The sequence below is a fragment of the Streptomyces sp. NPDC048734 genome (genome assembly GCF_043198675.1).
GTDB lineage: Bacteria > Actinomycetota > Actinomycetes > Streptomycetales > Streptomycetaceae > Streptomyces.
The window spans coordinates 701,608-725,596 of sequence record NZ_JBICUZ010000001.1; the positions used below are offsets into that span (position 1 = coordinate 701,608).

Annotated in this window: 23 protein-coding genes; 11 read left to right on the forward strand and 12 right to left on the reverse strand. The window is 71.1% G+C overall.

The annotated features are described in order from the left end of the window. Nucleotides 1-33: 33 nt before the first annotated feature. From ACGFQC_RS03050 to ACGFQC_RS03065, 4 genes are all read right to left on the reverse strand, one after another. Entirely contained in the window at nucleotides 34-282 is a 249-nt protein-coding gene (locus ACGFQC_RS03050; RefSeq protein WP_363086964.1) for an acyl carrier protein, read from the reverse strand. Nucleotides 283-364: 82 nt separating this feature from the next. After that, nucleotides 365-1,366 (reverse strand): ketoacyl-ACP synthase III, encoded by a 1,002-nt coding sequence (locus ACGFQC_RS03055; RefSeq protein WP_363086965.1) that lies wholly within the window; start codon nucleotides 1,364-1,366, stop codon nucleotides 365-367. 16 nt (nucleotides 1,367-1,382) lie between these two features. Next, on the reverse strand, nucleotides 1,383-2,297 hold the full coding sequence (locus ACGFQC_RS03060; RefSeq protein WP_363086966.1) for an ACP S-malonyltransferase: 915 nt from the start codon (nucleotides 2,295-2,297) through the stop codon (nucleotides 1,383-1,385). Nucleotides 2,298-2,386: 89 nt separating this feature from the next. Further along, complete coding sequence (locus ACGFQC_RS03065; RefSeq protein WP_363086967.1) at nucleotides 2,387-3,592, reverse strand: helix-turn-helix domain-containing protein; 1,206 nt, start codon at nucleotides 3,590-3,592, stop codon at nucleotides 2,387-2,389. 93 nt (nucleotides 3,593-3,685) lie between these two features. Between ACGFQC_RS03065 and ACGFQC_RS03070 the strand changes: the two genes are divergently transcribed. Continuing rightward, complete coding sequence (locus ACGFQC_RS03070) at nucleotides 3,686-4,345, forward strand: pirin family protein (protein WP_363086968.1); 660 nt, start codon at nucleotides 3,686-3,688, stop codon at nucleotides 4,343-4,345. A 6-nt stretch (nucleotides 4,346-4,351) separates the two neighbouring features. Here ACGFQC_RS03070 and ACGFQC_RS03075 read toward each other — a convergent pair whose 3' ends face one another. Both ACGFQC_RS03075 and ACGFQC_RS03080 read right to left on the reverse strand, forming a co-directional pair. Beyond that, nucleotides 4,352-6,172, reverse strand: a complete 1,821-nt coding sequence (locus ACGFQC_RS03075; protein ID WP_363086969.1) for a protein kinase — start codon at nucleotides 6,170-6,172, stop codon at nucleotides 4,352-4,354. Nucleotides 6,173-6,244: 72 nt separating this feature from the next. After that, on the reverse strand, nucleotides 6,245-7,081 hold the full coding sequence (locus tag ACGFQC_RS03080) for a serine hydrolase domain-containing protein (protein ID WP_363086970.1): 837 nt from the start codon (nucleotides 7,079-7,081) through the stop codon (nucleotides 6,245-6,247). Between the two features lie 111 nt (nucleotides 7,082-7,192). On the opposite strand from ACGFQC_RS03080, the gene ACGFQC_RS03085 reads away from it, so the two are divergent. Continuing rightward, nucleotides 7,193-7,657: a MerR family transcriptional regulator gene (locus ACGFQC_RS03085; RefSeq protein ID WP_363086971.1), complete on the forward strand. Its 465-nt coding sequence runs from the start codon at nucleotides 7,193-7,195 to the stop codon at nucleotides 7,655-7,657. Nucleotides 7,658-7,729: 72 nt separating this feature from the next. Here ACGFQC_RS03085 and ACGFQC_RS03090 read toward each other — a convergent pair whose 3' ends face one another. The 3 genes from ACGFQC_RS03090 to ACGFQC_RS03100 all read right to left on the reverse strand — a co-directional run bounded on the left by ACGFQC_RS03090 (nucleotide 7,730) and on the right by ACGFQC_RS03100 (nucleotide 10,698). Further along, nucleotides 7,730-8,590, reverse strand: coding sequence for a DUF4429 domain-containing protein (locus tag ACGFQC_RS03090; RefSeq protein ID WP_363086972.1), 861 nt, complete (start codon nucleotides 8,588-8,590; stop codon nucleotides 7,730-7,732). Between the two features lie 57 nt (nucleotides 8,591-8,647). Continuing rightward, entirely contained in the window at nucleotides 8,648-9,865 is a 1,218-nt protein-coding gene (locus tag ACGFQC_RS03095; RefSeq protein WP_363086973.1) for an alpha/beta hydrolase, read from the reverse strand. Between the two features lie 185 nt (nucleotides 9,866-10,050). After that, complete coding sequence (locus ACGFQC_RS03100; RefSeq protein WP_363086974.1) at nucleotides 10,051-10,698, reverse strand: TetR family transcriptional regulator; 648 nt, start codon at nucleotides 10,696-10,698, stop codon at nucleotides 10,051-10,053. Nucleotides 10,699-10,810: 112 nt separating this feature from the next. On the opposite strand from ACGFQC_RS03100, the gene ACGFQC_RS03105 reads away from it, so the two are divergent. Then, nucleotides 10,811-12,430, forward strand: coding sequence for an MFS transporter (locus tag ACGFQC_RS03105; protein WP_363086975.1), 1,620 nt, complete (start codon nucleotides 10,811-10,813; stop codon nucleotides 12,428-12,430). Nucleotides 12,431-12,684: 254 nt separating this feature from the next. After that, nucleotides 12,685-12,993 carry a small hydrophobic protein gene (locus tag ACGFQC_RS03110; protein WP_363086976.1) on the forward strand — a complete coding sequence of 103 codons (309 nt, stop codon included), beginning with the start codon at nucleotides 12,685-12,687 and terminating at the stop codon, nucleotides 12,991-12,993. Nucleotides 12,994-13,109: 116 nt separating this feature from the next. On the opposite strand, the gene ACGFQC_RS03115 is transcribed toward ACGFQC_RS03110, so the two are convergent. Both ACGFQC_RS03115 and aceE read right to left on the reverse strand, forming a co-directional pair. After that, nucleotides 13,110-13,874: a potassium channel family protein gene (locus tag ACGFQC_RS03115; protein ID WP_363086977.1), complete on the reverse strand. Its 765-nt coding sequence runs from the start codon at nucleotides 13,872-13,874 to the stop codon at nucleotides 13,110-13,112. A 106-nt stretch (nucleotides 13,875-13,980) separates the two neighbouring features. Beyond that, entirely contained in the window at nucleotides 13,981-16,713 is a 2,733-nt protein-coding gene (aceE, locus tag ACGFQC_RS03120; protein WP_363086978.1) for a pyruvate dehydrogenase (acetyl-transferring), homodimeric type, read from the reverse strand. A gap of 389 nt (nucleotides 16,714-17,102) precedes the next feature. On the opposite strand from aceE, the gene ACGFQC_RS03125 reads away from it, so the two are divergent. The 6 genes from ACGFQC_RS03125 to ACGFQC_RS03150 all read left to right on the forward strand — a co-directional run bounded on the left by ACGFQC_RS03125 (nucleotide 17,103) and on the right by ACGFQC_RS03150 (nucleotide 21,752). Next, a complete protein-coding gene (locus tag ACGFQC_RS03125; RefSeq protein WP_057583034.1) occupies nucleotides 17,103-17,540 on the forward strand; it encodes a DUF3052 domain-containing protein in 438 nt (145 codons plus the stop codon). A gap of 199 nt (nucleotides 17,541-17,739) precedes the next feature. Continuing rightward, nucleotides 17,740-18,198, forward strand: a complete 459-nt coding sequence (locus tag ACGFQC_RS03130) for a peroxiredoxin (protein WP_363086979.1) — start codon at nucleotides 17,740-17,742, stop codon at nucleotides 18,196-18,198. A gap of 187 nt (nucleotides 18,199-18,385) precedes the next feature. Beyond that, nucleotides 18,386-18,961, forward strand: coding sequence for a calcium homeostasis/redox stress adaptation protein (locus ACGFQC_RS03135; RefSeq protein WP_363086980.1), 576 nt, complete (start codon nucleotides 18,386-18,388; stop codon nucleotides 18,959-18,961). A gap of 121 nt (nucleotides 18,962-19,082) precedes the next feature. Next, nucleotides 19,083-19,658 (forward strand): TerD family protein, encoded by a 576-nt coding sequence (locus ACGFQC_RS03140; protein WP_363086981.1) that lies wholly within the window; start codon nucleotides 19,083-19,085, stop codon nucleotides 19,656-19,658. Nucleotides 19,659-19,738: 80 nt separating this feature from the next. Next, a complete protein-coding gene (locus ACGFQC_RS03145) occupies nucleotides 19,739-20,884 on the forward strand; it encodes a DUF475 domain-containing protein (protein ID WP_363086982.1) in 1,146 nt (381 codons plus the stop codon). A 130-nt stretch (nucleotides 20,885-21,014) separates the two neighbouring features. After that, nucleotides 21,015-21,752, forward strand: coding sequence for a Tellurium resistance (locus tag ACGFQC_RS03150; RefSeq protein ID WP_363086983.1), 738 nt, complete (start codon nucleotides 21,015-21,017; stop codon nucleotides 21,750-21,752). An 85-nt stretch (nucleotides 21,753-21,837) separates the two neighbouring features. Here the strand turns inward: ACGFQC_RS03150 and ACGFQC_RS03155 are convergent, their stop codons facing one another. Further along, nucleotides 21,838-22,605 carry a TerD family protein gene (locus ACGFQC_RS03155; protein WP_363086984.1) on the reverse strand — a complete coding sequence of 256 codons (768 nt, stop codon included), beginning with the start codon at nucleotides 22,603-22,605 and terminating at the stop codon, nucleotides 21,838-21,840. Between the two features lie 214 nt (nucleotides 22,606-22,819). Here ACGFQC_RS03155 and ACGFQC_RS03160 point away from each other — a divergent pair, with 214 nt between their 5' ends. Continuing rightward, nucleotides 22,820-23,986 carry an HpcH/HpaI aldolase/citrate lyase family protein gene (locus tag ACGFQC_RS03160; protein WP_363086985.1) on the forward strand — a complete coding sequence of 389 codons (1,167 nt, stop codon included), beginning with the start codon at nucleotides 22,820-22,822 and terminating at the stop codon, nucleotides 23,984-23,986. Nucleotides 23,987-23,989: the final 3 nt, after the last annotated feature.

Here is a 23,989-nt window from a genome sequence, read left to right on the forward strand (position 1 = left end):
GGCAGGCCGGATCATCCGGCCCCAGCAGTGGCTTTAGGCCTGGTGCTTGAGGATGTAGTTCGTCGCGTCGCCGACCGTCTTGAGGTCCTTGACGTCCTCGTCGGGGATCTTGACGTCGAAGCGCTCTTCGGCGGCGACGACGACCTCGACCATGGACAGCGAGTCGACGTCCAGGTCGTCGGTGAAGGACTTGTCCAGCTGGACGTCCTCGACCGGGATGCCGGCGATCTCGTTCACGATCTCCGCGAGACCGGCGACGATCTCTTCCTGAGTGGCGGCCATGTCGGCGCTCCTTCGTTGGTGTTCCAGAGGGTGTGGCATTGGGTGTCTTCCGTCCCGGACCGCGTGATCCGGCACGGAGTGCCTAGGGGAGGGTAACGACCGTCGCGGCGTACACGAGACCCGCCCCGAATCCGATGACGAGCGCGGTGTCGCCGCTCTTGGCCGCGCCGGTCGCCAGGAGCCGCTCCATCGCGAGCGGGATCGAGGCGGCCGAGGTGTTTCCGGTGGTCCGCACGTCACGCGCGACCGTGACGGACTCCGGCAGCTTGAGGGTCTTCACCATCGAGTCGATGATCCGCTCGTTGGCCTGGTGCGGGATGAAGACGTCCAGGTCGGCGGAGCTCATCCCGGCGGCGTCCAGCGCCTGCTGGGCGACCTTCGCCATCTCGAACACGGCCCAGCGGAACACCGCCTGGCCTTCCTGGGTGATCGCCGGGAACTTCGCGACCTCGCCGTCGCGGTAGTCCGTCCACGGCACGGTCTGCTTGATGGTCTCCGACTTGTCGCCCTCGGAACCCCACACCGTCGGGCCGATCGCCGGCTCCTTCGACGGGCCGACCACGACCGCGCCCGCGCCGTCACCGAACAGGAAGGCGGTGGCCCGGTCCTCCAGGTCGGTCAGGTCGGACAGCCGCTCCACGCCGATGACCAGGACGTACTCGGCGGAGCCCTCGACGATCATGCCCTTGGCGAGCGTCAGGCCGTAACCGAAGCCCGCGCAGCCGGCCGAGATGTCGAAGGCTGCGGCCTTGTCCGTGCCCAGCTTGTCGGCGATCTCGGTGGCCACGGCCGGGGTCTGCTTGAAGTGCGACACGGTCGAGACGACCACGGCGCCGATCTGCGCGGCGGTGATCCCGGCGTCGGCGATCGCCTTGCCGGACGCCTCGACCGACATGGCGGCGACGGTCTCCTCGTCGTTCGCCCAGTGCCGGGTCTCGATGCCGGAGCGCGAGCGGATCCACTCGTCGGAGGAGTCGATCGTCTCGAGGATCACCTCGTTGGGCACCACCCGGGTGGGCCGGTAACCGCCCACGCCGAGGATGCGCGCGTACGGGGCGCCCTTGCTGGGCTTGATCTTCGCCATGCTCGTCGGCTCCTTGTCAGGCACTGTGCTCGGCGATGACCTCGCGGGCCGCGTCGAGGTCGTCGGGGGTCTTCAGCGCCAGCGTCTTCACGCCGGGCAGGGCGCGCTTGGCCAGACCGGTGAGCGTACCGCCGGGGCACACCTCGATCAGCGCCGTCACGCCGAGCTGCCGGAAGGTCTCCATGCACAGGTCCCAGCGGACCGGGTTGGCGACCTGGCCGACCAACCGGTCGAGGATCTCGGCGCCGGTGGCCACCGTGCGCCCGTCCTTGTTGGAGACGTAGACGATCTCCGGGTCGGCGGGGGACAGCTCCTTGGCGGCGGCGGCCAGCGTCTCGACCGCGGGGGCCATGTGGTGCGTGTGGAACGCGCCCGCGACCTTCAGCGGAACGACCTTGCGGACGCCCTCCGGCTTGTCCTCGTTCAGCGCGGCGAGCTGCTCCAGCGTGCCCGCGGCGACGATCTGTCCGGCGCCGTTGACGTTCGCCGGGGTCAGCCCCAGCTTCTCCAGGTGCGCCACGGAGACCTCGGGGTCGCCGCCGAGCAGCGCCGACATGCCGGTCCCGGTGACCGCGGCGGCCTCGGCCATGGCCAGACCCCGCTTGCGCACGAGGGTCAGCGCGGCGGTGTCGTCGAGGACGCCCGCGAAGGTGGCCGCGGTGATCTCGCCGACGCTGTGACCCGCGACCGCGCCGGGGGCCGCGTCGCCGAGCGCCGCGGCCGACAGGATTCCGGCCGCGACCAGCAGCGGCTGCGCCACGGCGGTGTCACGGATCTGGTCCGCGTCGGCCTGCGTGCCGTAGTGGGCGAGGTCCAGTCCGATGGCGTCCGACCACGCGCCGACGCGGTCGGCGGCGCCGGGCAGTTCGAGCCAGGGGGTCAGGAAGCCGGGCGTCTGTGCGCCCTGGCCGGGAGCGACGAGTACGAGCACTCTCACACTCTCTCTTGGGGACGGGCACGGCCGCCCGTGGGGACAGGGACGAAGAACGGCAGGGGGTTTTGTGGGCCCCCGACAAAACGCTAGCTCTTGGGGTCTCCGTCGACGAGACGTCCCAGGATCAGCGCGATGCGCAAGGTGAACGCAGAGCGTACATCCGACGGCGACCAGCCGGTGACGTCAGTCACACGTCGAAGCCGGTAGCGCACGGTGTTGGGGTGGACGAACAGCATCCTCGCCGCACCCTCCAGACTGGACGCCTGCTCCAGGTAGACGGCGAGCGTCTCCAGGAGCGCCGAGCCCGCCTCCTCCAGCGGTCTGTAGATCTCCTCCACCAACTGCTCGCGCGCGCCGGGATCACCGGCGATGGCGCGCTCCGGCAGCAGATCGTCCGCCAGCACCGGGCGCGGCGCGTCCTGCCAGGCGGAGCACGCCTTGAGCCCCGCCGCGGCGGCCTGCGCGGACCGGGTCGCGGCCAGCAGGTCGGGCACCACGGGGCCCGCGACGACCGGCCCCGCCGCGAACGGCCCGATCAGGGACTTGGCCACGGCCATCGGGTCGTCGCTGCCACCGGCGATGACGACGAGGCGGGAGCCGAGCACCCCGGTGAGCACCTGGAGCTTGGCGTGCCGCGAGGCCCGCCGGATCGCCTCCACCGTCAACTCGGAGTCCCCGTCCGGCGCCGTTCCGAGGACCACGCACACGTGCTCGGGCGCGTTCCAGCCGAGGGCGGCGGCCCTGCTGACGGCCCCCTCGTCGGCCTCCCCGCTGAGCACGGCGTTCACGACGAGCGACTCCAGCCGCGCGTCCCACGCGCCGCGCGCCTCGGCGGCCTGGGCGTAGACCTGGGCGGTGGCGAACGCGATCTCGCGGGCGTACACCAGGAGCGCCTCGCGCAGCACGTTCTCGTCGCCGGGCGCGGCGACCTCGTCGATCGCGCTCTCCATCACCTCGATGGTGGTGCGCACCATCTCGACGGTCTGGCGCAGCGTGATGGCCCGGGTCAGCTCGCGCGGCGCGGTCCCGAACACGTCGGTGGAGATGGCCTGCGGGGCGTCGGGACGCCGGAACCACTCCGTGAACGCGGCGATGCCCGCCTGGGCCACCAGCCCGATCCAGGAACGGTTCTCCGGGGGCATGGCCCGGTACCACGGCAGCGTCTCGTCCATGCGCGTGATGGCCTGGGCGGCGAGGCTCCCGGAGGACCTCTCCAGCCGCTTCAGGGTCGCGAGGTGCGTGTGGGCGGTGGGCGCTGCGGCACGGTTGTCGTGGGTTTCGGGTTCGGGCACGTGCACAAGACTGCCTCATCGGGACCCGCGCGTGCGTGGCCGGGTCACGGGTGCGGTCACCGTCCGGCCGGCGGCGGGTCTACCGTGGTCGGCGTGATGGACGTACGCCGCGCCGACGAGCGCTACCCCGGTGGGGACCCGGCGGCCGGCATCGGGACCCGGCACGCCTTCTCCTTCGGCCCCCACTACGACCCCGGCAACCTCCGCTTCGGCGCCCTGATCGCCTGCAACGAGGAGCGCCTGGCGCCCGGCGCCGGCTTCGACGAGCACCCCCACAGCCACACCGAGATCGTGACGTGGGTGGTCGAGGGCGAGCTGACCCACCGCGACTCGGCCGGGCACGAGACGCGGGTGCGTCCCGGCGACGTGCAGCGGCTCAGCTCGGCGGCCGGGGTGCGGCACGTCGAACGCAACGACGGCACCGGGACGCTGACCTTCGTGCAGATGTGGCTGGCCCCGTCGGCGCCGGGCGGCGAGCCGTCCTACGACCTCGTCCGCGGCATCGCCGACGCCACGCCGTACGCCGTCCCGGAGGCGGGCGCGATGCTGCACGCACGGCGGCTGGCGCCGGGGGAGCGGACCGCCGTGCCGGACGCGCCGCGGGTCTACGTCCACGTCGTCGGCGGCGCCGTCCGGCTCGGCCCGCACGAGCTGGGGCCGGGGGACGCGGTGCGCGCCGCCGACGAGAAGGACCTGGAGCTGGTGGCCGGGGCGGGCCCGGCCGAGGTGCTGATCTGGTCGATGGAGGCCTGAGCGGGCCTACTCCCCGGCGTCGGGGTCCTCCGCGTTGCGCCAGACCGTGATGTCCACCGACACGTAGTCGCTGGGGTCGTTCTCCGGTGCGCTGCCCTTGAAGGTGACCAGGGCGATGTGGCCGGAGGAGCTGTGCACGCACATCTGCGATCCCTTGGACACCTGGGAGAGCTTGATCTCCTTGGTGTACCGGGTCTCGGCGCGGCAGGTCGCCAGCGAGCCCTTCTGGGCGTTGTTCAGCAGGACGACCTTCTCGCCGCTGCTGCCCAGCAGGGGATCGCTGTCCCAGCCGCCGCCGTCGTAGTAGTAGAGGTCGCTGTCCGACTCGTAGCGGGGGCTGCTGCCGTCGGGGGCCTCGAACGGCTTCGGCGGCGAGTCCGCGAACCGCACCGAGTAGCTCTCGGGGATGTTGACACCCCGGTAGGTGACGGGGGTGGGGTCGGGCTGCGTCCGGGTGCTCCCCGAGCCGGTGCCGCTGCCGGTGCTCCTGCTGGTGCCGCCGCCGGTGGCGGAGCTGTCCCCGTAGGAGTCCGACGAGTCGTCGAGGTCCCCGAGGGCCGACACGCAGCTGCCGAGCCAGAACAGGCCCATCACCACCCCGGCGGCTATCCCGATCCATTTGCCGGCCTGGTTCTTCTTCGGCGGCGGCAGCGGCCGCCAGGCGGGCTGCTGGTGGGCGAAGGGCGGCCGCGGCGCGGTCGGGGGGCCGTACGTCGGCGGGAACGGGGCCTGCGGCCGGGGCAGCGGGACGACGGGGCCGAACGAGGGCGTCGCCGGCACCTGCGGGGCGGCGGTCGTGGGGGCCGCGTGCACGGACGGGGACGCCGGGGTGTGCAGCGCCGGGGTGTGCGGGGTCGGGGTCGGGTCGGCCGGGGTGGCCGGCACCGTGGGCGTGGGGACGGCCGGGGCCGACGCCAGCGCGGCCGACGCCGACACCCGCTGGGTGATCTGCGCGGCGATGGCCTCCGGCAGCCACGAGCCGGACTGGCGCAGCGGCGTCGGCGACGCCTCCTGGCACAGGGCGATGATCTCGGCGGGGGAGGGGCGCCCGGCCGGGTCCTTGGCCAGGCAGCGGGCGATGAAGCCGAGTTGCTCGCCGATCCCGTCGAGGTCGGGTTCCTCGTGGACGATCCGGTACAGCACCGCGTGCGAGGGGCCGTCCCCGTACGCCCCGGTGCCGCGCGCCGCGAACACGGCCACCTGACCGAGGGCGAACACGTCCGAGGCGGCCGTGACCTTCTTGCCGGCGGCCTGCTCGGGCGACATGAACGCGGGGGTGCCGATGGAGACGCCGGTGCCGGTCAGCGCGGTGGCGTCGGCGGCGCGGGCGATGCCGAAGTCGATGACCCGCGGACCGTCGGAGGCGAGCAGCACGTTGGACGGCTTGAGGTCACGGTGGACGATGCCCGCCCGGTGGATCACCGACAGCGCCTCGGCCATCCCCGCGAGCAGCAGCAGGACCGACCCCGCCGGCAGCGGCCCGTGCTCGCCGACGGCCGCGGCCAGCGAGGGCCCGGCCACGTAGGCGGTGGCCAGCCAGGGCCGCTCGCCCTCGGTGTCGTAGTCGATGACCGGCGCGGTGTAGAGGCCCTGCACGCGCTGCGCCGCCTGCACCTCCTGGCGGAACCGGCGGCGGAACTCGGGGTCCTCGCCCAGTTCCGGACGGATCGTCTTGAGCGCGATGGGGTGCCCGCCGGGCGTGTACGACAGGTACACCGTGCCCATGCCGCCCGCGCCGAGCCGCGCCGCCAGCCGGTAGCCCGCCACCGACGTCGGGTCGCCGCTCTCCAACGGGCGGAAATGGCCGCCCCGTTGCACGCCTGTCATTGCTCTCCCCCGAGATCCGCGCAGTGGGTCCTGTGTGCAGAGGGAGGTTAGCGGAGGGGAGCGGCGCAGGGATCAGCGGGCGGGACCGGAGCCCCGCACCTCGCCGAGCACCGCGTCCGTGAACACCGGCCACGCCTCGACGGCCCACGGCCCGAACGCCCGGTCCGTCAGGGCCACGCAGGCCGCTCCCGCGTCGGGGTCGACCCACAGGAAGGTGCCGGACTGCCCGAAGTGCCCGAACGTCCGCGGTGAGGACGAACCGCCCGTCCAGTGCGGCGACTTGGAGTCCCGGATCTCGAAGCCGAGCCCCCAGTCGTTGGGGTTCTGGTGCCCGTACCCCGGCAACACGCCCTTGGTGCCGGGGTACTGGACGGTCATCGCCGCCGCCACCGTGCGCGGGTCCAGCAGCCGCGGCGCCTGCACCTCGGCGGCGAACCGCAGCAGGTCCTCGACGCTCGACACGCCGTCCTTCGCGGGCGAGCCCTCCAGCGAGGTCGCCATCATCCCGAGCGGCTCCAGCACGGCCTGCCGCAGGTACTCCGCGAACGGGATGTCCGTCGCCTTCGTGATGTGGTCCCCGAGCTGCTCGAAACCGGCGTTGGAGTACAGCCGCCGGTCCCCGGGCGGCGCGGTCGTGCGGTGCTCGTCGAAGGCCAGCCCGGAGGTGTGCGCGAGGAGGTGGCGGACGGTCGCCCCGGGCGGCCCGGCCGGCTCGTCCAGCTCGACCGCCCCCTCCTCGTACGCGACGAGGGCGGCGTACGCGGTCAGCGGCTTGGTCACGGAGGCCAGCGGGAAGCGCCGGCCGACCGGGCCGTGCGTGCCCAGGACCGTGCCGTCGGCCCGGACCACACCCGCCGCGGCGGTCTCCACCGGCCAGTTCTCGATCAACGCCAAGCTCTTCAAGGACATGACGTCGAGACTAAGCGGCTCGCGGCGACAGCCGCATCGAGGGGTCGCCCTGTCGATTTCTCACCGGGTCCGCTTGCTTCGAGTGTGCTCAAAGGCCCTAGTTTTGAGGTCATGACGGTGATGGAGACCCCGGGTACCAGGACCGACAGCTGTGCCGCCACACCCCGGGCCGACCGGCGCCCGGACGGCCAGGACAGCTACACGATCAGCGAGGTCGTCGCCTTCACCGGCCTGACGGCGCACACCCTGCGGTGGTACGAGCGGATCGGCCTGATGCCGCACATCGACCGCTCCCACACCGGCCAGCGCCGCTACAGCAACCGCGACCTCAACTGGCTCGACCTCGTCGGCAAGCTGCGGCTGACCGGCATGCCGGTCGCCGACATGGTGCGGTACGCGGAGCTGGTGCGCGAGGGCGACCACACGTTCACCGAGCGCTTCGAGCTCCTGGAGGCGACCCGCCGGGACGTGCGGGCGCGGATCGCCGAGCTCCAGGACACGCTCGCCGTACTCGACCGGAAGATCACGTTCTACTCGGACGCCACCCAGGCGTACGAGGCGGAACGGACCCGATGACCGGCGGGCCCCCGCGACGGGACCCGGCGGCGCCCGCCCCGGGGCGGGCGGCCCTCTCCCGGCGGACGCCCCTCACAGCTCCGCGAGCAGCTCCGCCTTCTTCGCGGAGAACTCCTCGTCGGTGACCAGCCCGGCCCGGTGGAGTTCGCCGAGGTGACGGATCCGCTCGGCCACGTCCGCCGGGCCGCGGCGCGGGCCCGTGGCCGCCATCGCCGCCACCGGGGTCCCGGGGCCGCGCCCGCGCACCGCGGACAGCACGGCCGCCGCGAACGGCAGCGACTCGTGCACGGCGCCGTAGCCCAGCCCGAACACCACGGAGGCCGGGTCCTGGTCCGGCTGCGCCGGCAGGTCCTGCGCACGCAGCAGCCGCAGATGTCCCTCGAAGACCTCGGGGGAGCGCCACTCCACCCCGCTCAGCTCGGACACGGCGAAACTCTGGTCGCCGGCCTTCCACTTCGCGGACGAGGCGCCCGTCCAGAACCAGCGGAACCGCACGGTCCGCCCGTCGAAGGACGCCTTCGCGTCGTACGCCTTGAACGACAGCGGCACCTTCGGCGCGGCCACCAGGAACCTCTCGGCCGGCCCGGACTCCCTCAGCCCCGCGCGCAGCTCGTCGGCGTAGTACTCCGCGAGCGCGTCCCGCTCGGCGGGCAGCACCAGCCGGTACGGGTCCGAGGGCTCCTTCAACTGCCCCGCCGCGGCCTCGGTCAGCGGATCGGCGCCGGGCCGCGGCGTGATGCGCAGCACCACCGTCCCGCGCTTTCCCGGTTCGAGCGTGACCGCCTCGATCGCCGCCAGCGGGATACGGCGCTCGCCCAGCGCGGAGAACAGCTTGGGTGTGCGGATACCCCGTTCGTAGCGGATGAGGACGGAGTCGGACTCGAACTCCCAGGCGGCATGAAATCCGGCCAGTACGTCACCCATGCGGCTCATCGTATGCGGCACCCGCTCCTTCGTCCCCTCCCCGCGCGCACCGCAATTCCTGCGTCTCTACGCGCGTCCGGCCGTCGTCGTGCCGGACAGATCCTCCCGGCACGCGTCATTCCCGTCGGCGCACCGCACCGCGTCGTAGGCGCCGGTACCGATGTCCGCGAAGTTGCGCAGGCTGTCCGTACCGGGCACGAAATAGCCCCCGTGGCCCTCGGCCTCGCGGGCCGACAGCACCCGCGCGCCGAATCCGGACGCCACCGGATCCTCGCCGTGCCCCAGGCCGCCCAGTTCCAGGTACGGCACGTCCTGCACCCAGTCGTCGGAGTCCCGCATCGCCCACACCCGGGCGTCGGTGTCCAGCTGCGCGGCGTTCTCCACCCGCATCCCGGGGCTGCCGGCGACGGCGATGTCGGCCACCCGGGCCGGCAGGGTGTGCGCGGCGACCCCGCACACCACGGAGCCGTAGCTGTGGCAGAACAGGGAGACGGGGGAGTCGCCGGGCAGCCCCCGCACCAGGGCGTTCAGTCGTACGGCGCCGCGCTCGGCGCGCATCGCGGTGGCCGAGTCGATGCCGAGCCCGGCCGGCGAGGTGTAGTCGGCCCAGGCGATGACGGCCGTCCGCGTCGTGGGGCGCACCTCGCGCTCGGCCGCGTACAGCGCCTTGGCCATGCCGACGGGCGCCGAGTACCTGCGGTCGGTGCGCTGGAAGGTGAGCAGCGCCGTGTCCACGCCGGGGACGACGACGGAGACGCGTTCGGCGCGGTCGAGGTCGCCGAACACCTCGGCGGCCCGGCCGGTGCCCTCCGGGTCGAAGGCGAGGATCTGACGGTCGGCGTCGGTCATCGACGCGAAGCGCTGCATGCGCCGTCCGGCCTCGTGCTGCCCGGCGGACGAGAGCCGTTCGTCCCGCATCCGGGCCCGCTCGATCCGGATCTGCTCCTGGAGCGCGATCCGGTTGGCGCGGTAGCGCAGCCCGATGGGGGCGCCGTTCATGTTGCCGACGGCGAGGGGGTAGCGCTCGGCGAGCCCGGCGCGCTGGGTCGCGGTGAGCGAGGCGAAGAACGCCGAGAGCCGGGCCGGGGCCGCCTGCGGGTCGGGCAGCTGCCGCCCGGCGACCCGGCCGCGCTCCCACGCGGTGAGCGAGGCCTTGAGCGCGGTGGTTCCCCCGTGCCGGTGCACGGCGGTCCAGCCGGTGGTCGCCAGCATCACGAACACCACGGCCAGTGCGAGCAGCGCGCGCCATGCCGTCAGTTGTGGGGAGGTGTCGAAGGAAGTCACTGGGAGGACACACTAGGAGAACGAGAAGGTCTCGGGCGACATGAGTGACGCGGATCACGTTTTGCCCGGGGTGTCGACTGGGCATACGACCCCTCAGGCTCTATGTCCTCCGTCGGCCGGGCGGGGTTTCCACGCGGCGGCGCACACCCGCGGCGGCCCGCCGCCGCACGCCGGCGGGCCGTACCTCACGGTCCGGCGCGCCAGCTTCCCAGCAGGGCCGGTCCCACCTGATCGAGGTGCCGGGACGTCAGGTCGCGCATCCCCTCCGGGCTGAAGTCCCCGCTCGTGGCCCACTGCCGTTCCGTCACCCGCATCACCGCGCCGAAGAGGGCCACCGCCAGCCGCGGCCGGGGGTCGGCGTCCACGTCGAGCCCCTCCCGTTCCGCGAGCACCCGCGCGATCGCCTCCTCGGTCTCCGCGGAGCGCCGCAGATGGGCGGCGAGCAGGACCGGGGTCGACTCGATCACCCGGTACATGCGCAGGTACAGCTCGACGGGCACGATCGACTCGACGGCCTCGCTGAGGGAACTCCAGCCCTCCAGGACCGCCTGCCGCAGGGCCTCCATCGGCGCCTCGTGGGCCGGGCGGGCCCGCACCCCCTCGACGAAGCGCGCCACCGTGACGCCCTCCAGGGCGAGGGCGGCCTCCTCCTTGCCGGCGAAGTGGCGGAAGAAGGTGCGCTGCGAGACGCCCACGGCCTCCGCGATCTCGTCGACGGTCGTCCGCTCGTACCCCTGCGAGGTGAACAGGCCGACGGCCGCCCGCAGCAGCTCGTCACGGGTGCGGCGCTTCTTCATCTCCCGCAGCCCCGGCCGCGGCGCGGTGGTCTCCATGCGCCCTTCTCCTTCCGCCGGCCGCCCTTCGGGCGAAGGGCGGGTGACGTGTCAGTTGCCGACTTGTGAATCAGTTTGTCATCTGTCAGTGGCTGTCATTAGCCTCGAACGCATGACTAGTCAGACCACCATCGACACGACGGGACCGGCGGACGAGTCGCCCTCCACCCCGTCGGACCAGCCACCGGCCAAGGGGCTGCGCGGCCACCCGTGGTTCACGCTCATCACCGTCGCCGTCGGGGTCATGATGGTGGCCCTCGACGGCACGATCGTGGCCATCGCCAACCCGGCCATCGCCAAGGACCTCGGCGCGACCTTCGCCGAGGTGCAGTGGATCACCAACGCCTACTTCCTCGCCCTCGCGGTCTCCCTCATCACCGCGGGCAAGCTCGGTGACCGCTTCGGCCACCGCCAGACCTTCCTGATAGGCGTCGTCGGCTTCGCCGCCGCCTCCGGCGCGATCGGCCTGTCCGACAGCATCGCGTTCGTCGTCGTCTTCCGCGTCCTGCAGGGCCTTTTCGGCGCCCTGCTCATGCCGGCCGCGCTCGGTCTGCTCCGCGCCACCTTCCCGGCCGAGAAGCTCAACATGGCCATCGGCATCTGGGGCATGGTCATCGGCGCCTCCACCGCCGGCGGCCCGATCCTCGGCGGCGTCCTCGTCGAGCACGTCAACTGGCAGTCGGTGTTCTTCATCAACGTGCCCGTCGGCGTCCTCGCCGTCGCCCTGGGCGCGGTGATGCTGCTCGACCACCGTGCCGAGAACGCCCCCCGCTCCTTCGACGTCCTCGGCATCGTGCTGCTCTCCAGTGCGATGTTCTGCCTCGTGTGGGCCCTCATCAAGGCCCCGGAGTGGGGCTGGGGAGACGGCCTGACCTGGGCGTTCATCGGCGGTTCCGCGCTGCTGTTCGCGGGCTTCGCCGTCTGGGAGAACTTCGTGGCGGAACCGCTCGTTCCGCTGGGCCTGTTCCGTTCGGTGCCGCTGTCCGCCGGTGTCGTCCTCATGGTCATGATGGCCATCGCCTTCATGGGCGGCCTCTTCTTCGTGACGTTCTACCTCCAGAACGTGCACGGCATGAGCCCGATCGACGCCGGCCTGCACCTGCTCCCGCTCACCGGGATGATGATCGTCGGTTCCCCGCTCGCGGGCGCGATGATCACCAAGGTCGGTCCGCGCATCCCGCTGGCCGGCGGCATGGTCTGCGTGGCGGTCGCCATGTTCGGCATGTCCACCCTGGAGAAGGGGACCGGCAGCCTGGCGATGTCCGTCTGGTTCGCCCTGCTCGGCCTCGGCCTCGCCCCCGTCATGGTCGGCGCCACCGAGGTCATCGTCGGCAACGCCCCCATGGAGCTGTCCGGAGTCGCCGGCGGTCTCCAGCAGGCGGCCATGCAGATCGGCGGCAGCCTCGGTACCGCCGTCCTCGGCGCCGTCATGGCCTCCAAGGTCGACAGCGACCTGCCCGGCAACTGGACCGACGCCGGCCTGCCCGCACTCACCCCGGACCAGCTGGGCCAGGCCTCCGAGGCGGTCCAGGTGGGTGTGGCCCCGGTCGCGGAGGGCACGCCCCCCGAGATCGCCGCGAAGATCACCGACGTCGCCCACGACACCTTCATCTCCGGGATGAGCCTCGCGTCGCTCGTCGCGGCCGGGGTCGCGGCGGTCGCCGTGTTCGTCGCGCTGCTCACCAAGCGGGGGGAGAACGCGGAGGCGGGTGCCGGGGTCGGTCACATCTGACGGGACCCCGGCCCTGACGCGACGTCAGGGGGATTTCCCCGTCGGGGTGACGACGCCCGGGGCTCCTCGTCCCCGGCGCGCGCCGCAGGTCGCAGTGGGACAGGCCCTCCGGACGGGAGGGCGGCCGGGGCCGCGGCGCGCTGCCGGAGGGGCGGCGCGCCCACGCCCCTTCGCCCGCTCGTCGCCGGCTGCTGCATAACCGGCGTGAAGGGGGTACCCGGACCATCGAAGCAGCCCCAGGATCAAGGGAGTTGATGATGGCCGGCTTCGGACACGGAACGCGCAGGCACCCCCGCTCACGTGGCCGGACGTGGTCAGGGAGCGGGCCGGACAGCGCGACGCTCGGCATCATCGGCCTGGTCTGCGCGGTCGCCGGATTCTTCGCACTGGGGATCGTCCTCGGTCCCGCGGCGATCGTCTGCGGCTGGTTGGCCATGGGCCGCAGCTGGGCGGGTCCCCGCCCGGTACCGGCCCTGGTCGCCGTGGTCCTCGGCGCGATCGACACACTGCTCGCGCTGGTGTGGCTCTCGGGCGCGGGAATGACGGGCAACGGACTGCTGTGAGGTGAGGACGCCCGCGGGGGCGTCCCCGCCCCCGCCGCCCCGCCCGTGGCCCGCGGCCGCGGACCACCGCGGGCTCCGGCTCCGGCCCGTCCGGCCCCGCCCTCGGACGCCCGCCCTCAGACGCCGGACGGGCTCTTGTGGCCGACCGAGTCCGGCGGACGGGACCGCAGGGCCGCCACCTCCGCCCGCAGGGCGCGCACCTCGTCCGTGAGGGTGCGGATCGCCTCCGTGTGCTCGCGCTCCTCCCGGTCGTCCTTCTCGAACCGCTCGATGAACCACGCGGCGATGTTCGCGGTGACCACACCCAGCAGCGCGATCCCGGACAGCATCAGTCCGACGGCGATCATCCGCCCCAGTCCCGTGGTCGGCGAGTGGTCCCCGTACCCCACGGTCGTCATCGTCGTGAACGACCACCACAGGGCGTCATCCAGCGTCCGGATGTTCCCTTCCGGGGACTCCCGCTCGACCGACAGCACCGCGAGCGAGCCGAAGATCAGCAGTCCCGTCACGGAACCCGCGACGTACGTCGTCAGCCGCACCTGCGAGGCCATCCGGGCCCGCTGCCCCACCAGCAGCAGGGTCGACACCAGCCGCAGCAGCCTGAGCGGCTGGATCAGCGGCAGCAGGACCGCGAACAGGTCCAGCCAGTGCGTACGGAAGAACACGCGGCGTTCCTCGGCCAGCGCCAGCCGGACGGCGTAGTCCACGGCGAAGGCCGCCCACACCCCCCACTCCGTCCAGGCGCACGCGGACCGCAGCGACGGTCCGGCCGAGGTGTGCACGATGGGCACGGCGTAGGCGACGGCGAACACCACGGCCAGTGCCAGCAGCGGCCGCTGCGTCTGCTGCTCCCACCGGTCCCGCACCGATTGCTGATCCATGCCCGCATCGTAAAGAGCGGGCAGGGGCGGCGGGACCGTCAGGCCCGCCGCCCCTGCCCGTCTGTCCGTCCGGTCGGCCGTCTGTCCGGCCGGCCGGGACCGGCGGCTACGCGTCGCCGCCCGCCGCCCCCGGATCGGCCGACGCCACGTCCAGCAACTGGTACCGGTCGATGGCCTGCTTCAGCGCCGACCGGTCGACCTTGCCGTCCTTGGCCAGCTCGGTCAGCACCCCGAGCACCACCGACTGCGCGTCGATGTGGAAGAAGCGGCGCGCGGCCCCACGGGTGTCCGCGAAGCCGAAGCCGTCCGCGCCCAGCGACTGGTAGCGCCCCGGCACCCAGCGCGCGATCTGGTCCGGTACCGACCGCATCCAGTCGGAGACGGCCACGAACGGCCCCTGCGCCCCGGTCAGCTTGCGCGTCACGTACGGCACGCGCTGCTCCTCCTCCGGGTGCAGCAGGTTGTGCCGCTCGACCTCGACGGCCTCGCGCCGCAGTTCGTTCCAGGAGGTCGCCGACCAGACGTCGGCGCGCACGTCCCACTCCTCGGCGAGGATCCGCTGCGCCTCCACGGCCCAGGGGACGGCCACGCCCGAGGCGAGGATCTGCGCCGGGATCGACCCCGAGGTGCCCCGGCTGAAGCGGTGGACGCCCTTGAGGATGCCCTCGACGTCCACGTCCTCCGGCTCGGCCGGGTGCTGGATCGGCTCGTTGTAGACGGTCAGGTAGTAGAAGACGTCCTCGCTGTCCGGGCCGTACATCCGGCGCAGGCCGTCCTGGACGATGTGCGCGATCTCGAAGCCGAACGCCGGGTCGTACGCCACACAGCCCGGGTTCGTCGAGGCGAGCAGCTGCGAGTGCCCGTCGGCGTGCTGCAGACCCTCACCGGTCAGCGTCGTACGGCCGGCGGTCGCGCCCAGCACGAAACCGCGCGCCAACTGGTCCGCCATCTGCCAGAACTGGTCGCCGGTGCGCTGGAAACCGAACATCGAGTAGAAGACGTACACCGGGATCAGCGGCTCGCCGTGCGTGGCGTACGCCGAGCCGGCCGCGATCAGCGAGGCCGTGCAGCCCGCCTCGGAGATCCCGTCGTGCAGCATCTGGCCGGTCGGCGACTCCTTGTAGGCGAGCAGCAGCTCACGGTCGACCGACTCGTACTGCTGGCCCAGCGGGTTGTAGATCTTCGCGCTCGGGAAGAACGAGTCCATGCCGAAGGTGCGGTACTCGTCCGGCGCGATCAGCACGAACCGCCTGCCCAGCTCCTTGTCCCGCATGAGGTCCTTGAGGAGCCGCACGAAGGCCATGGTCGTGGCGATGGACTGCTGGCCGGAGCCCTTCTTCACCGACGCGTACGTCTTGTCGTCGGGCAGCGGCAGCGGCCGGGCGCGCACGACCCGGGTCGGGACGTACCCGCCGAGCCCCTTGCGCCGGTCGTGCATGTACTGGATCTCCTCGGAGTCGCGCCCCGGGTGGTAGTACGGCGGCGCGCCGCCCTCCAGCTCCTTGTCGGAGATGGGGAGGTGGAGCCGGTCGCGGAAGCCCTTGAGGTCGTCGACCGTCAGCTTCTTCATCTGGTGCGTGGCGTTGCGGCCCTCGAAGTTGGGCCCGAGGGTCCAGCCCTTGACCGTCTTCGCCAGGATGACCGTCGGCTGGCCGGTGTGCTCCACGGCCGCCTTGAACGCCGCGTAGATCTTCCGGTGGTCGTGGCCGCCGCGGCCCAGGTGCAGGATCTGGTCGTCGGTCATGCCCTCGACCATCGCGCGCAGCCGGTGGTCGTCGCCGAAGAAGTGGTCGCGGATGTACGCGCCGGACTCGGTGGCGTAGGTCTGGAACTGACCGTCCGGGGTGGTGTTCATCTTGTTGACGAGCACGCCGTCGCGGTCCTGGGCGAGCAGCGGGTCCCAGGTGCGGTCCCAGATCAGCTTGATCACGTTCCAGCCGGCGCCCCGGAAGACCGACTCCAGCTCCTGGATGACCTTGCCGTTGCCGCGCACCGGGCCGTCGAGCCGCTGGAGGTTGCAGTTGACGACGAAGGTCAGGTTGTCCAGGCCCTCACGGGCGGCGATGGTCAGCTGGCCGAGCGACTCGGGCTCGTCCATCTCGCCGTCGCCGAGGAAGGCCCACACGTGCGACTTCGAGGTGTCGGCGATCCCGCGCGCGTGCATGTAGCGGTTCATCCGCGCCTGGTAGATCGCGCCGATCGGCCCGAGGCCCATCGACACGGTCGGGAACTCCCAGAAGTCCGGCATCAGCCGCGGGTGCGGGTACGAGGAGAGCCCGTGCGGCGCCTTCGACTTCTCCTGGCGGAACGCGTCGAGGTTCTGTTCGCTCAGCCGGTCGAGCATGTACGCGCGCGCGTAGATGCCGGGGGAGGCGTGACCCTGGAAGAAGACCTGGTCGCCGCCGTCGCCCTCGTCCTTGCCGCGGAAGAAGTGGTTGAAGCCCACGTCGTACAGCGACGCCGAGGAGGCGAACGTGGCGATGTGGCCGCCGACGCCGATCCCGGGCCGCTGCGCGCGCGAGACCATCACGGCCGCGTTCCAGCGGGTCGCGTTGAGGATCTTCCGCTCGATCTCCTCGTTGCCCGGGAAGAACGGCTCGGCCCGCGTGGGGATGGTGTTGACGTAGTCCGTGCTGCGCATCTCGGGCACGGCCACGCGCTTCTCGCGGGCCCGTTCGATCAGGCGCAGCATGAGGTAGCGGGCCCGCTCCCGGCCGCGCTCGTCCACTGCGGCGTCGAGGGAGTCGAGCCACTCCTGGGTTTCCTCGGGGTCGAAGTCAGGAACCTGACTCGGAAGGCCGCCAATGATGATCGGGTTGCGATCGGATCCGGAAGCCACGATGGTCCTTACCTGTCAGAGGGGCTGTGGGGCTGTGGGGCATGTACGGCAGGCTGGTGTCCCGTTCGTTCTCCCGTACCTGCACCGCCCCCATCGTGTACCTAGGCGCCGCAAACGTCATCTCTACCCCGAGGTAACCGGCACCTGTCCGAGTCTCGTACCCTTGGATGGTTCTCAAATACGCAAACGGGGCACATAGGTGTGGTGCACGTCACCTACCGTTCCGATCGCGTGCCTGGAGTTGCGGCGACACCGCCAGGATCGTCACCGTTTCGGCGGTCCGAACCGCCGGGTACTTGCGCGATCCGTCCCGCCCGTGTGGACTACGGCCAATGCTTCGCGCACGCGCGTGGCTGAGTTATTCCCGAAACATGATCAGGAGGCAACCCGTGAGCGCGACCGCGGACCACGCGGAGGAGCGGACGAGCCCTGCCGTCAGGCTGGGGTTCCAGCCCGAGCAGGTGGTCCAGGAGATCGGCTACGACGACGACGTCGATCAGGAGCTCCGCGAGTCCATCGAGGAAGTCATCGGCAGCGACCTGGTGGATGAGGACTACGACGACGTTGCCGACGCCGTGGTGCTCTGGTTCCGCGACGATGACGGCGACCTGACGGATGCGCTGGTGGACGCCACCACGTACATCGAAGAAGGCGGCTCGATCCTCCTCCTGACGCCGAAGACCGGCCGGACGGGATACGTGGAACCGAGCGACATCTCCGAAGCCGCGACGACGGCGGGCCTGTCGGCCAGCAAGAGCGTCAGCGTGGGCAAGGACTGGAGCGGCAGCCGGCTGGTGACGCCCAAGGCCGCCAAGTCCAAGAAGTGACCTCGTCCCCCGAAGTGACCTCGTCGAGGTAGCGGAGATCCGCGACGACCTCTCGACCCCCGTGGACGGGCCGATTCCCATCGGCCCGTCCACCGGTGCGTGGGGGCCGCTGCGTAGGGTGGTTCCCGGCGTTCCGGGCGGGTTCTCACCCGAATGCCGCAACCGGCTCCGGCGAAGCCCCAGGAAAGGGTTCCAGACGATGGCGATCCAGGTCGGCGACAAGGCCCCCGACTTCGAACTCAAGGACAACCACGGCCGTTCCGTGAAGCTGTCCGACTTCCGCGGCAGCAAGAACGTCGTCCTGCTCTTCTACCCCTTCGCCTTCACCGGTGTGTGCACCGGCGAACTGTGCGAGGTGCGCGACAACCTGCCGAAGTTCTCCGAGCGCGACACGCAGGTGCTCGCCGTCTCCAACGACTCCATCCACACCCTGCGCGTCTTCGCCGAGCAGGAAGGCCTGGACTACCCGCTGCTGAGCGACTTCTGGCCGCACGGCGAGGTCTCCCGCGCCTACGAGGTCTTCGCCGAGGACAAGGGCTGCGCGGTGCGCGGCACCTTCGTCATCGACAAGGAGGGCGTCGTGCGCTGGACCGTCGTCAACGCGCTGCCCGACGCCCGCGACCTCGGTGCCTACGTCTCGGCGCTCGACGCGCTCTGATCCCGGTCGCCCCGGCCGCCCCGACCCCATCGAACGCCCCGCACCCGGTGCCGGGCCGGGGCCGGCACCCGGTGATTCTTCGGCTCCAGGGCCTGCGGGGGGCGGGAACCCCTCACTAGGATCGAATCGTTGATCCGATATCCGACGCACGAGGGGCTCCCCGCCCCCGGACACCAATGGAGGACTCGTGGGAGTCAGCCTCAGCAAGGGCGGCAATGTCTCGCTGACCAAGGAGGCCCCGGGCCTGACCGCGGTCATCGTCGGTCTGGGGTGGGACGTGCGCACCACGACCGGCACCGACTTCGACCTGGACGCCAGCGCGCTGCTGCTGAACAGTTCCGGCAAGGTCGCCAGCGACGCCAACTTCGTCTTCTTCAACAACCTCAAGAGCCCCGACGGCTCCGTCGAGCACACCGGCGACAACATCACCGGTGAGGGCGAGGGCGACGACGAGCAGATCAAGGTCAACCTCGCGGGCGTACCGGCCGAGGTCGAGAAGATCGTCTTCCCGGTCTCGATCTACGACGCCGAGAACCGCCAGCAGTCCTTCGGCCAGGTGCGCAACGCGTTCATCCGCGTCGTGAACCAGGCCGGCGAGGCGGAGATCGCGCGGTACGACCTGAGCGAGGACGCCTCGACGGAGACCGCCATGGTCTTCGGCGAGCTGTACCGGCACGGCGCGGAGTGGAAGTTCCGGGCCATCGGCCAGGGCTACGCCTCGGGCCTGCGCGGCATCGCGCAGGACTTCGGCGTCAACGTCTGAGCCGATCCCCTGGGACGCCGTCTCCCGTGACCTGACGGCTTCGTCCGGCGCCGCACCGTTTACGGGCGGCGCCGGACGCGCAGGACAACCGAAGAAGCACGACCAAGGGGAGGACCAGCACATGGGTGTCACGCTCGCCAAGGGAGGAAACGTCTCCCTGTCCAAGGTCGCGCCGAATCTCACTCAGGTGATGGTCGGCCTCGGCTGGGACGCGCGCTCCACGACCGGAGCCCCCTTCGACCTGGACGCCAGCGCGCTGATGTGCACCGGCGGACGGGTCATGGGGGACGAGTGGTTCGTCTTCTACAACCAGCTCACCAGCCCCGACGGCTCGGTGGAGCACACCGGCGACAACCTCACCGGTGAGGGCGACGGTGACGACGAGTCGCTCCTCGTCGACCTCGGCAAGGTGCCCGCCCAGTGCGACAAGATCGTTTTCCCCGTCTCCATCCACCTGGCCGACGAGCGCGGCCAGGCCTTCGGCCAGGTCAGCAACGCCTTCATCCGCGTCGTCAACCAGGCCGACGGCCAGGAGCTCGCGCGGTACGACCTCAGCGAGGACGCCTCCACCGAAACGGCCATGATCTTCGGCGAGCTCTACCGGTACCAGGGCGAATGGAAGTTCCGTGCGGTGGGTCAGGGGTACGCGTCAGGACTTCGGGGCATCGCTCTAGACTTCGGAGTCAACGTTTCGTAAAGCCGCGTACGGCGCGGGGGAAACCCACCCCCAGGTTTCGCTTGGGGGGACCGGGGCCCAGAGACAGGATTGGGTAACCAGTGGTTCTGAAAACCTTCGGGTGGTCGTTCGCGGTCACCGCGCTCGGCCTCGTCGCAGCGGTGTTCTACGGGGGGTGGACCGCTTTCGGTGTCGTGGCGATCCTGTCCATCCTCGAGATCTCGCTGTCCTTCGACAACGCAGTCGTCAACGCCGGAATCCTGAAGAAGATGAACGCCTTCTGGCAGCGCATCTTCCTCACCATCGGCATCCTGATCGCCGTCTTCGGCATGCGGCTGGTCTTCCCCGTCGTCATCGTCGCGATCAGCGCCCAGCTCGGTCCGATCGAGGCCGTCGACCTCGCCCTCACCGACAAGGACCGCTACCAGGAACTGGTCACCGACGCGCACCCCGCGATCGCGGCCTTCGGCGGCATGTTCCTGCTCATGATCTTCCTGGACTTCATCTTCGAGGATCGGGACATCAAGTGGCTCGGCTGGCTGGAGCGCCCGCTGGCCAAGCTGGGCAAGGTCGACATGCTGTCGGTCTGCATCGCCCTGATCGTCCTGCTGGTCTCGGCCATGACCTTCGCCACCCACGCACACCAGCACGGCGGCACACACGTCGACAAGGCCGAGACCGTCCTGCTCTCCGGCATCGGCGGCCTGATCACCTACATGATCGTGGGCGGTCTCTCCGGCTACTTCGAGGGCAAGCTCGAGGAGGAGGAGGAACGCGAGCACGAGGAGGAGGAAGAGGCCAAGCGCACCGGGAAGAAGAAGTCCCCGGTCCTCCTGGCCGGCCAGGCCGCCTTCTTCATGTTCCTCTACCTCGAGGTCCTGGACGCCTCCTTCTCCTTCGACGGCGTGATCGGTGCCTTCGCCGTCACCAACGACATCGTGCTGATGGCACTCGGCCTCGGCATCGGCGCCATGTACGTCCGGTCGCTCACCGTCTACCTGGTCCGCCAGGGCACCCTCGACGACTACGTCTACCTGGAGCACGGCGCGCACTACGCGATCGGCGCCCTCGCCGTACTCCTGCTCGTCACCATCCAGTACGAGATCCACGAGGTCATCACCGGCCTCGTCGGCGTCATCCTGATCGCCTGGTCCTTCTGGTCCTCCGTGCGCCGCAACCGGGCGTTGGCGGCGGCAGGGGGAGACGCGGGCTCGGACGACAAGACCGAGGTCTCGTCCGGAGTGTGATCAGCTTCCCGGTGAGGAACGCTCTGAGCGGGGCGGTCGTCGAGGACGAGTCCTCGGCGCCGTCCCGCCGGTCGTTTCCGGGGGGACTGTGCGGTCAGACGTTTTTCGGGCGTGGAACTTGGGGGCGGTAATGGGCTTCTTCGACGGACTCCGGCCGGGTCGGGCCGCCGACTTCGACTCGGGCAGTGCGGCGAGCAACGCGATAGAGCTGACCAAACGGCACAGCCAGGTCTCGCTCACCAAGCAGGGCGCCGCCACCGGGCACCTGCGCGTCAACCTGGCCTGGCGGATGCGCACCTCCGACTTCGGCGGCTCCCCGCGGGAGAGCCTGCTGCGCCACCCCCTGAAGGCGCTGCGCCCGCCGGAGGTCATGGGGCACAGCCAGAGCATGGTCAACGTCGACCTGGACCTGGGCTGCCTGTACGAGCTGGCGGACGGGACCAAGGGCGTCGTCCAGCCGCTCGGCGGCCTGCTCGGCGAGATCAACGCGGCGCCGTACGTGAAGCTGAGCGGTGACGACCGGTTCGGGTCGGGGTCCGGCGAGACGATGTATGTCAACCTGGACCACCGGGACGACATCAAGCGGCTGCTGGTGTTCGTCTACATCTACGACCAGACGCCGGCCTTCGACCGCACGCACGCGGTCGTCACGCTCTACCCGAGCAACGGGCCGCGCATCGAGGTGGGCCTCGACGAGCGTCACCCCCAGGCCCGCTCGTGCGCGGTGGTGATGATCGAGAACGTGAAGGGGGAGCTGACGGTCCGGCGCGAGGTGAGGTTCGTGTACGGGTTCCAGGGCGAGCTGGACCGGTTGTACGGATGGGGACTGCAGTGGGGGCGGGGCTACAAGACGAAGGCGGAGCGCTGACTTCCGGCCGCCCCGGCTGCCCCTGCCACCCCGGCCGCGCGCGGTGCGCGCAGCGCCCTCGCCGCCCCCGCGGTCCGCGCCGCCCTCACCGCCCGATGAACTGTGGGCCCTGCGGCGGCATGCGGAACTCCGCGGCGGGGGCCGCCCCGGCCGGCTGGGCGTCCGGGTAGCCGTAGCCGTACGTCGGCAGGGAGGCCGGGTAGCCGTAGGCCGCGGCGGGCTGCTGCGGGACGGCCGTCGTGGGCTGCTCGGGCGGCAGCGGCTGGGAGGCACTGGGCGTGGAGCCCGGCTCGGCGTCGGCGGCGGCCTCCTCCGACTCGTCCACGGAGATGCCGAAGTCCGTGGCGAGGCCCTTGAGGCCGTTGGAGTAGCCCTCGCCGAGCGCCCGGAACTTCCACCCCTCCCCGCGGCGGTACAGCTCGCCGCAGATCAGCGCGGTCTCCTCGCCGGTCTCGGGACGGATGTCGAAGGTGGCCAGCGGCTCACCCTCGGCGGCCGTGTCGTACAGCAGGATGCTGAGGGCCCGTACGCGGTCGAAGGCGACGCCGTCCGCCGAAGCGACCAGCAGAATCTGGCTGACGTCGGACTCGACACCGGCCAGATCCGTCTGGATGGTGTCGGTGAGACCCTCGGCGCCCTGCTTCTTGCCGAGCCGCCAGACCTTCCCGGAGGGGTGCCGGGGCTGGTTGTAGAAGACGAAGTCCTCGTCGGATCGCACGCGGCCCTCGGGGCCGAGGAGCAGCGCGGAGGCGTCGACGTCCGGGACCCCCTGCCCGGGTGTCCAGCGCAGCACGGCCCGCACCGTGGTGGTCTTCAGCGGGACGTTCGACCCTTTCAGCATCGCGTGCGTCATGCGCTCATCCTGCCCTCTCGGTTCTGCTCACGACAATGCGGGTACACGGCAACCGGTGGTCCGTAGCGGACGAAGCCGGGCCGTGCCGGGTTGTGTCGCTCTGCGTTACCTGAAGTTCATGACCGGCGGGAACCCACGACACGGGTCTCTACGTACTATTACCGGCCACCTCTTGCCGAATCCACACGCTCGACTTGCACCACGGGGGAGATATATGCGTCATTTCGGGCACCTTGCCCCTGAGGTGCGGCAGCGCCTGTTCCACCGGGAGCCGTGCGCGTTCGACGCGGACTCGCCGGCCCGGACGCTGTCCGCCGCCCTCGGGGCCACGCTCTACAGCCCGGCCACCCGGCCCCGGCTGGCCGAGGACATCCTGAAGCAGACCGGGCGTGGCGTGGTGTCCATGGTGCTCTGCCTGGAGGACTCCATCGGTGACGAGGACGTGGCACGGGGCGAGGAGAACCTCGTCCGCCAGTTCGCCGACCTGGCCGCCCGCCCCGGCGTGGAGCCGCCGCTGCTGTTCATCCGCGTCCGCACCCCCGAGCAGATCCCGGACCTGGTCCGGCGCCTCGGCCCGGCCGTCCGGCTGCTCAGCGGGTTCGTGTTCCCCAAGTTCACCGAGGAGCGCGGCATCCCCTTCCTGGAGGCCCTGGCCGCCGCCGAGCTGGCGAGCGGCCGGCGGCTGTTCGGCATGCCCGTCCTGGAGACGCCCGAGCTGATGTACCGCGAGTCGCGGGTGGACGCCCTGGAGGGCATCGCCCGCGCCGTCGAGAAGTACCGCAGCCGCGTCCTCGCGCTGCGTCTCGGCGTCACCGACTTCTGCTCCTCCTACGGTCTGCGCCGGGCGCCCGACATGACCGCCTACGACGTCCAGATCGTCGCCTCCGTGATCGCCGACGTGGTGAACATGCTGGGGCGGGCGGACGGCACCGGGTTCACGGTGACCGGGCCGGTGTGGGAGTACTTCCGCGTCCCCGAGCGCATGTTCAAGCCGATGCTGCGGCACAGCCCCTTCCTGGAGGGACAGGCCGTCGAGCTGCGTGAGAAACTGATCGAACACGCGATGGACGGACTGCTGCGCGAGATCTCCCTCGACCACGCCAACGGTCTGCTGGGCAAGACCTGCATCCACCCCTCGCACGTACCGGCGGTGCACGCGCTGTCCGTGGTCAGCCACGAGGAGTACAGCGACGCGGCCGACATCCTGCGGCCGGAGCGCGGTGGCGGGGGCGTGATGAGGTCGGCGTACACGAACAAGATGAACGAGGTGAAGCCGCACCGGGCCTGGGCCGAGCGGACGATGCTGCGCGCCGAGGTCTTCGGCGTCGCGCGCGAGGACGTCAGCTTCGTCGACCTGCTCACCGCGGGCATACCCGGCTGAACC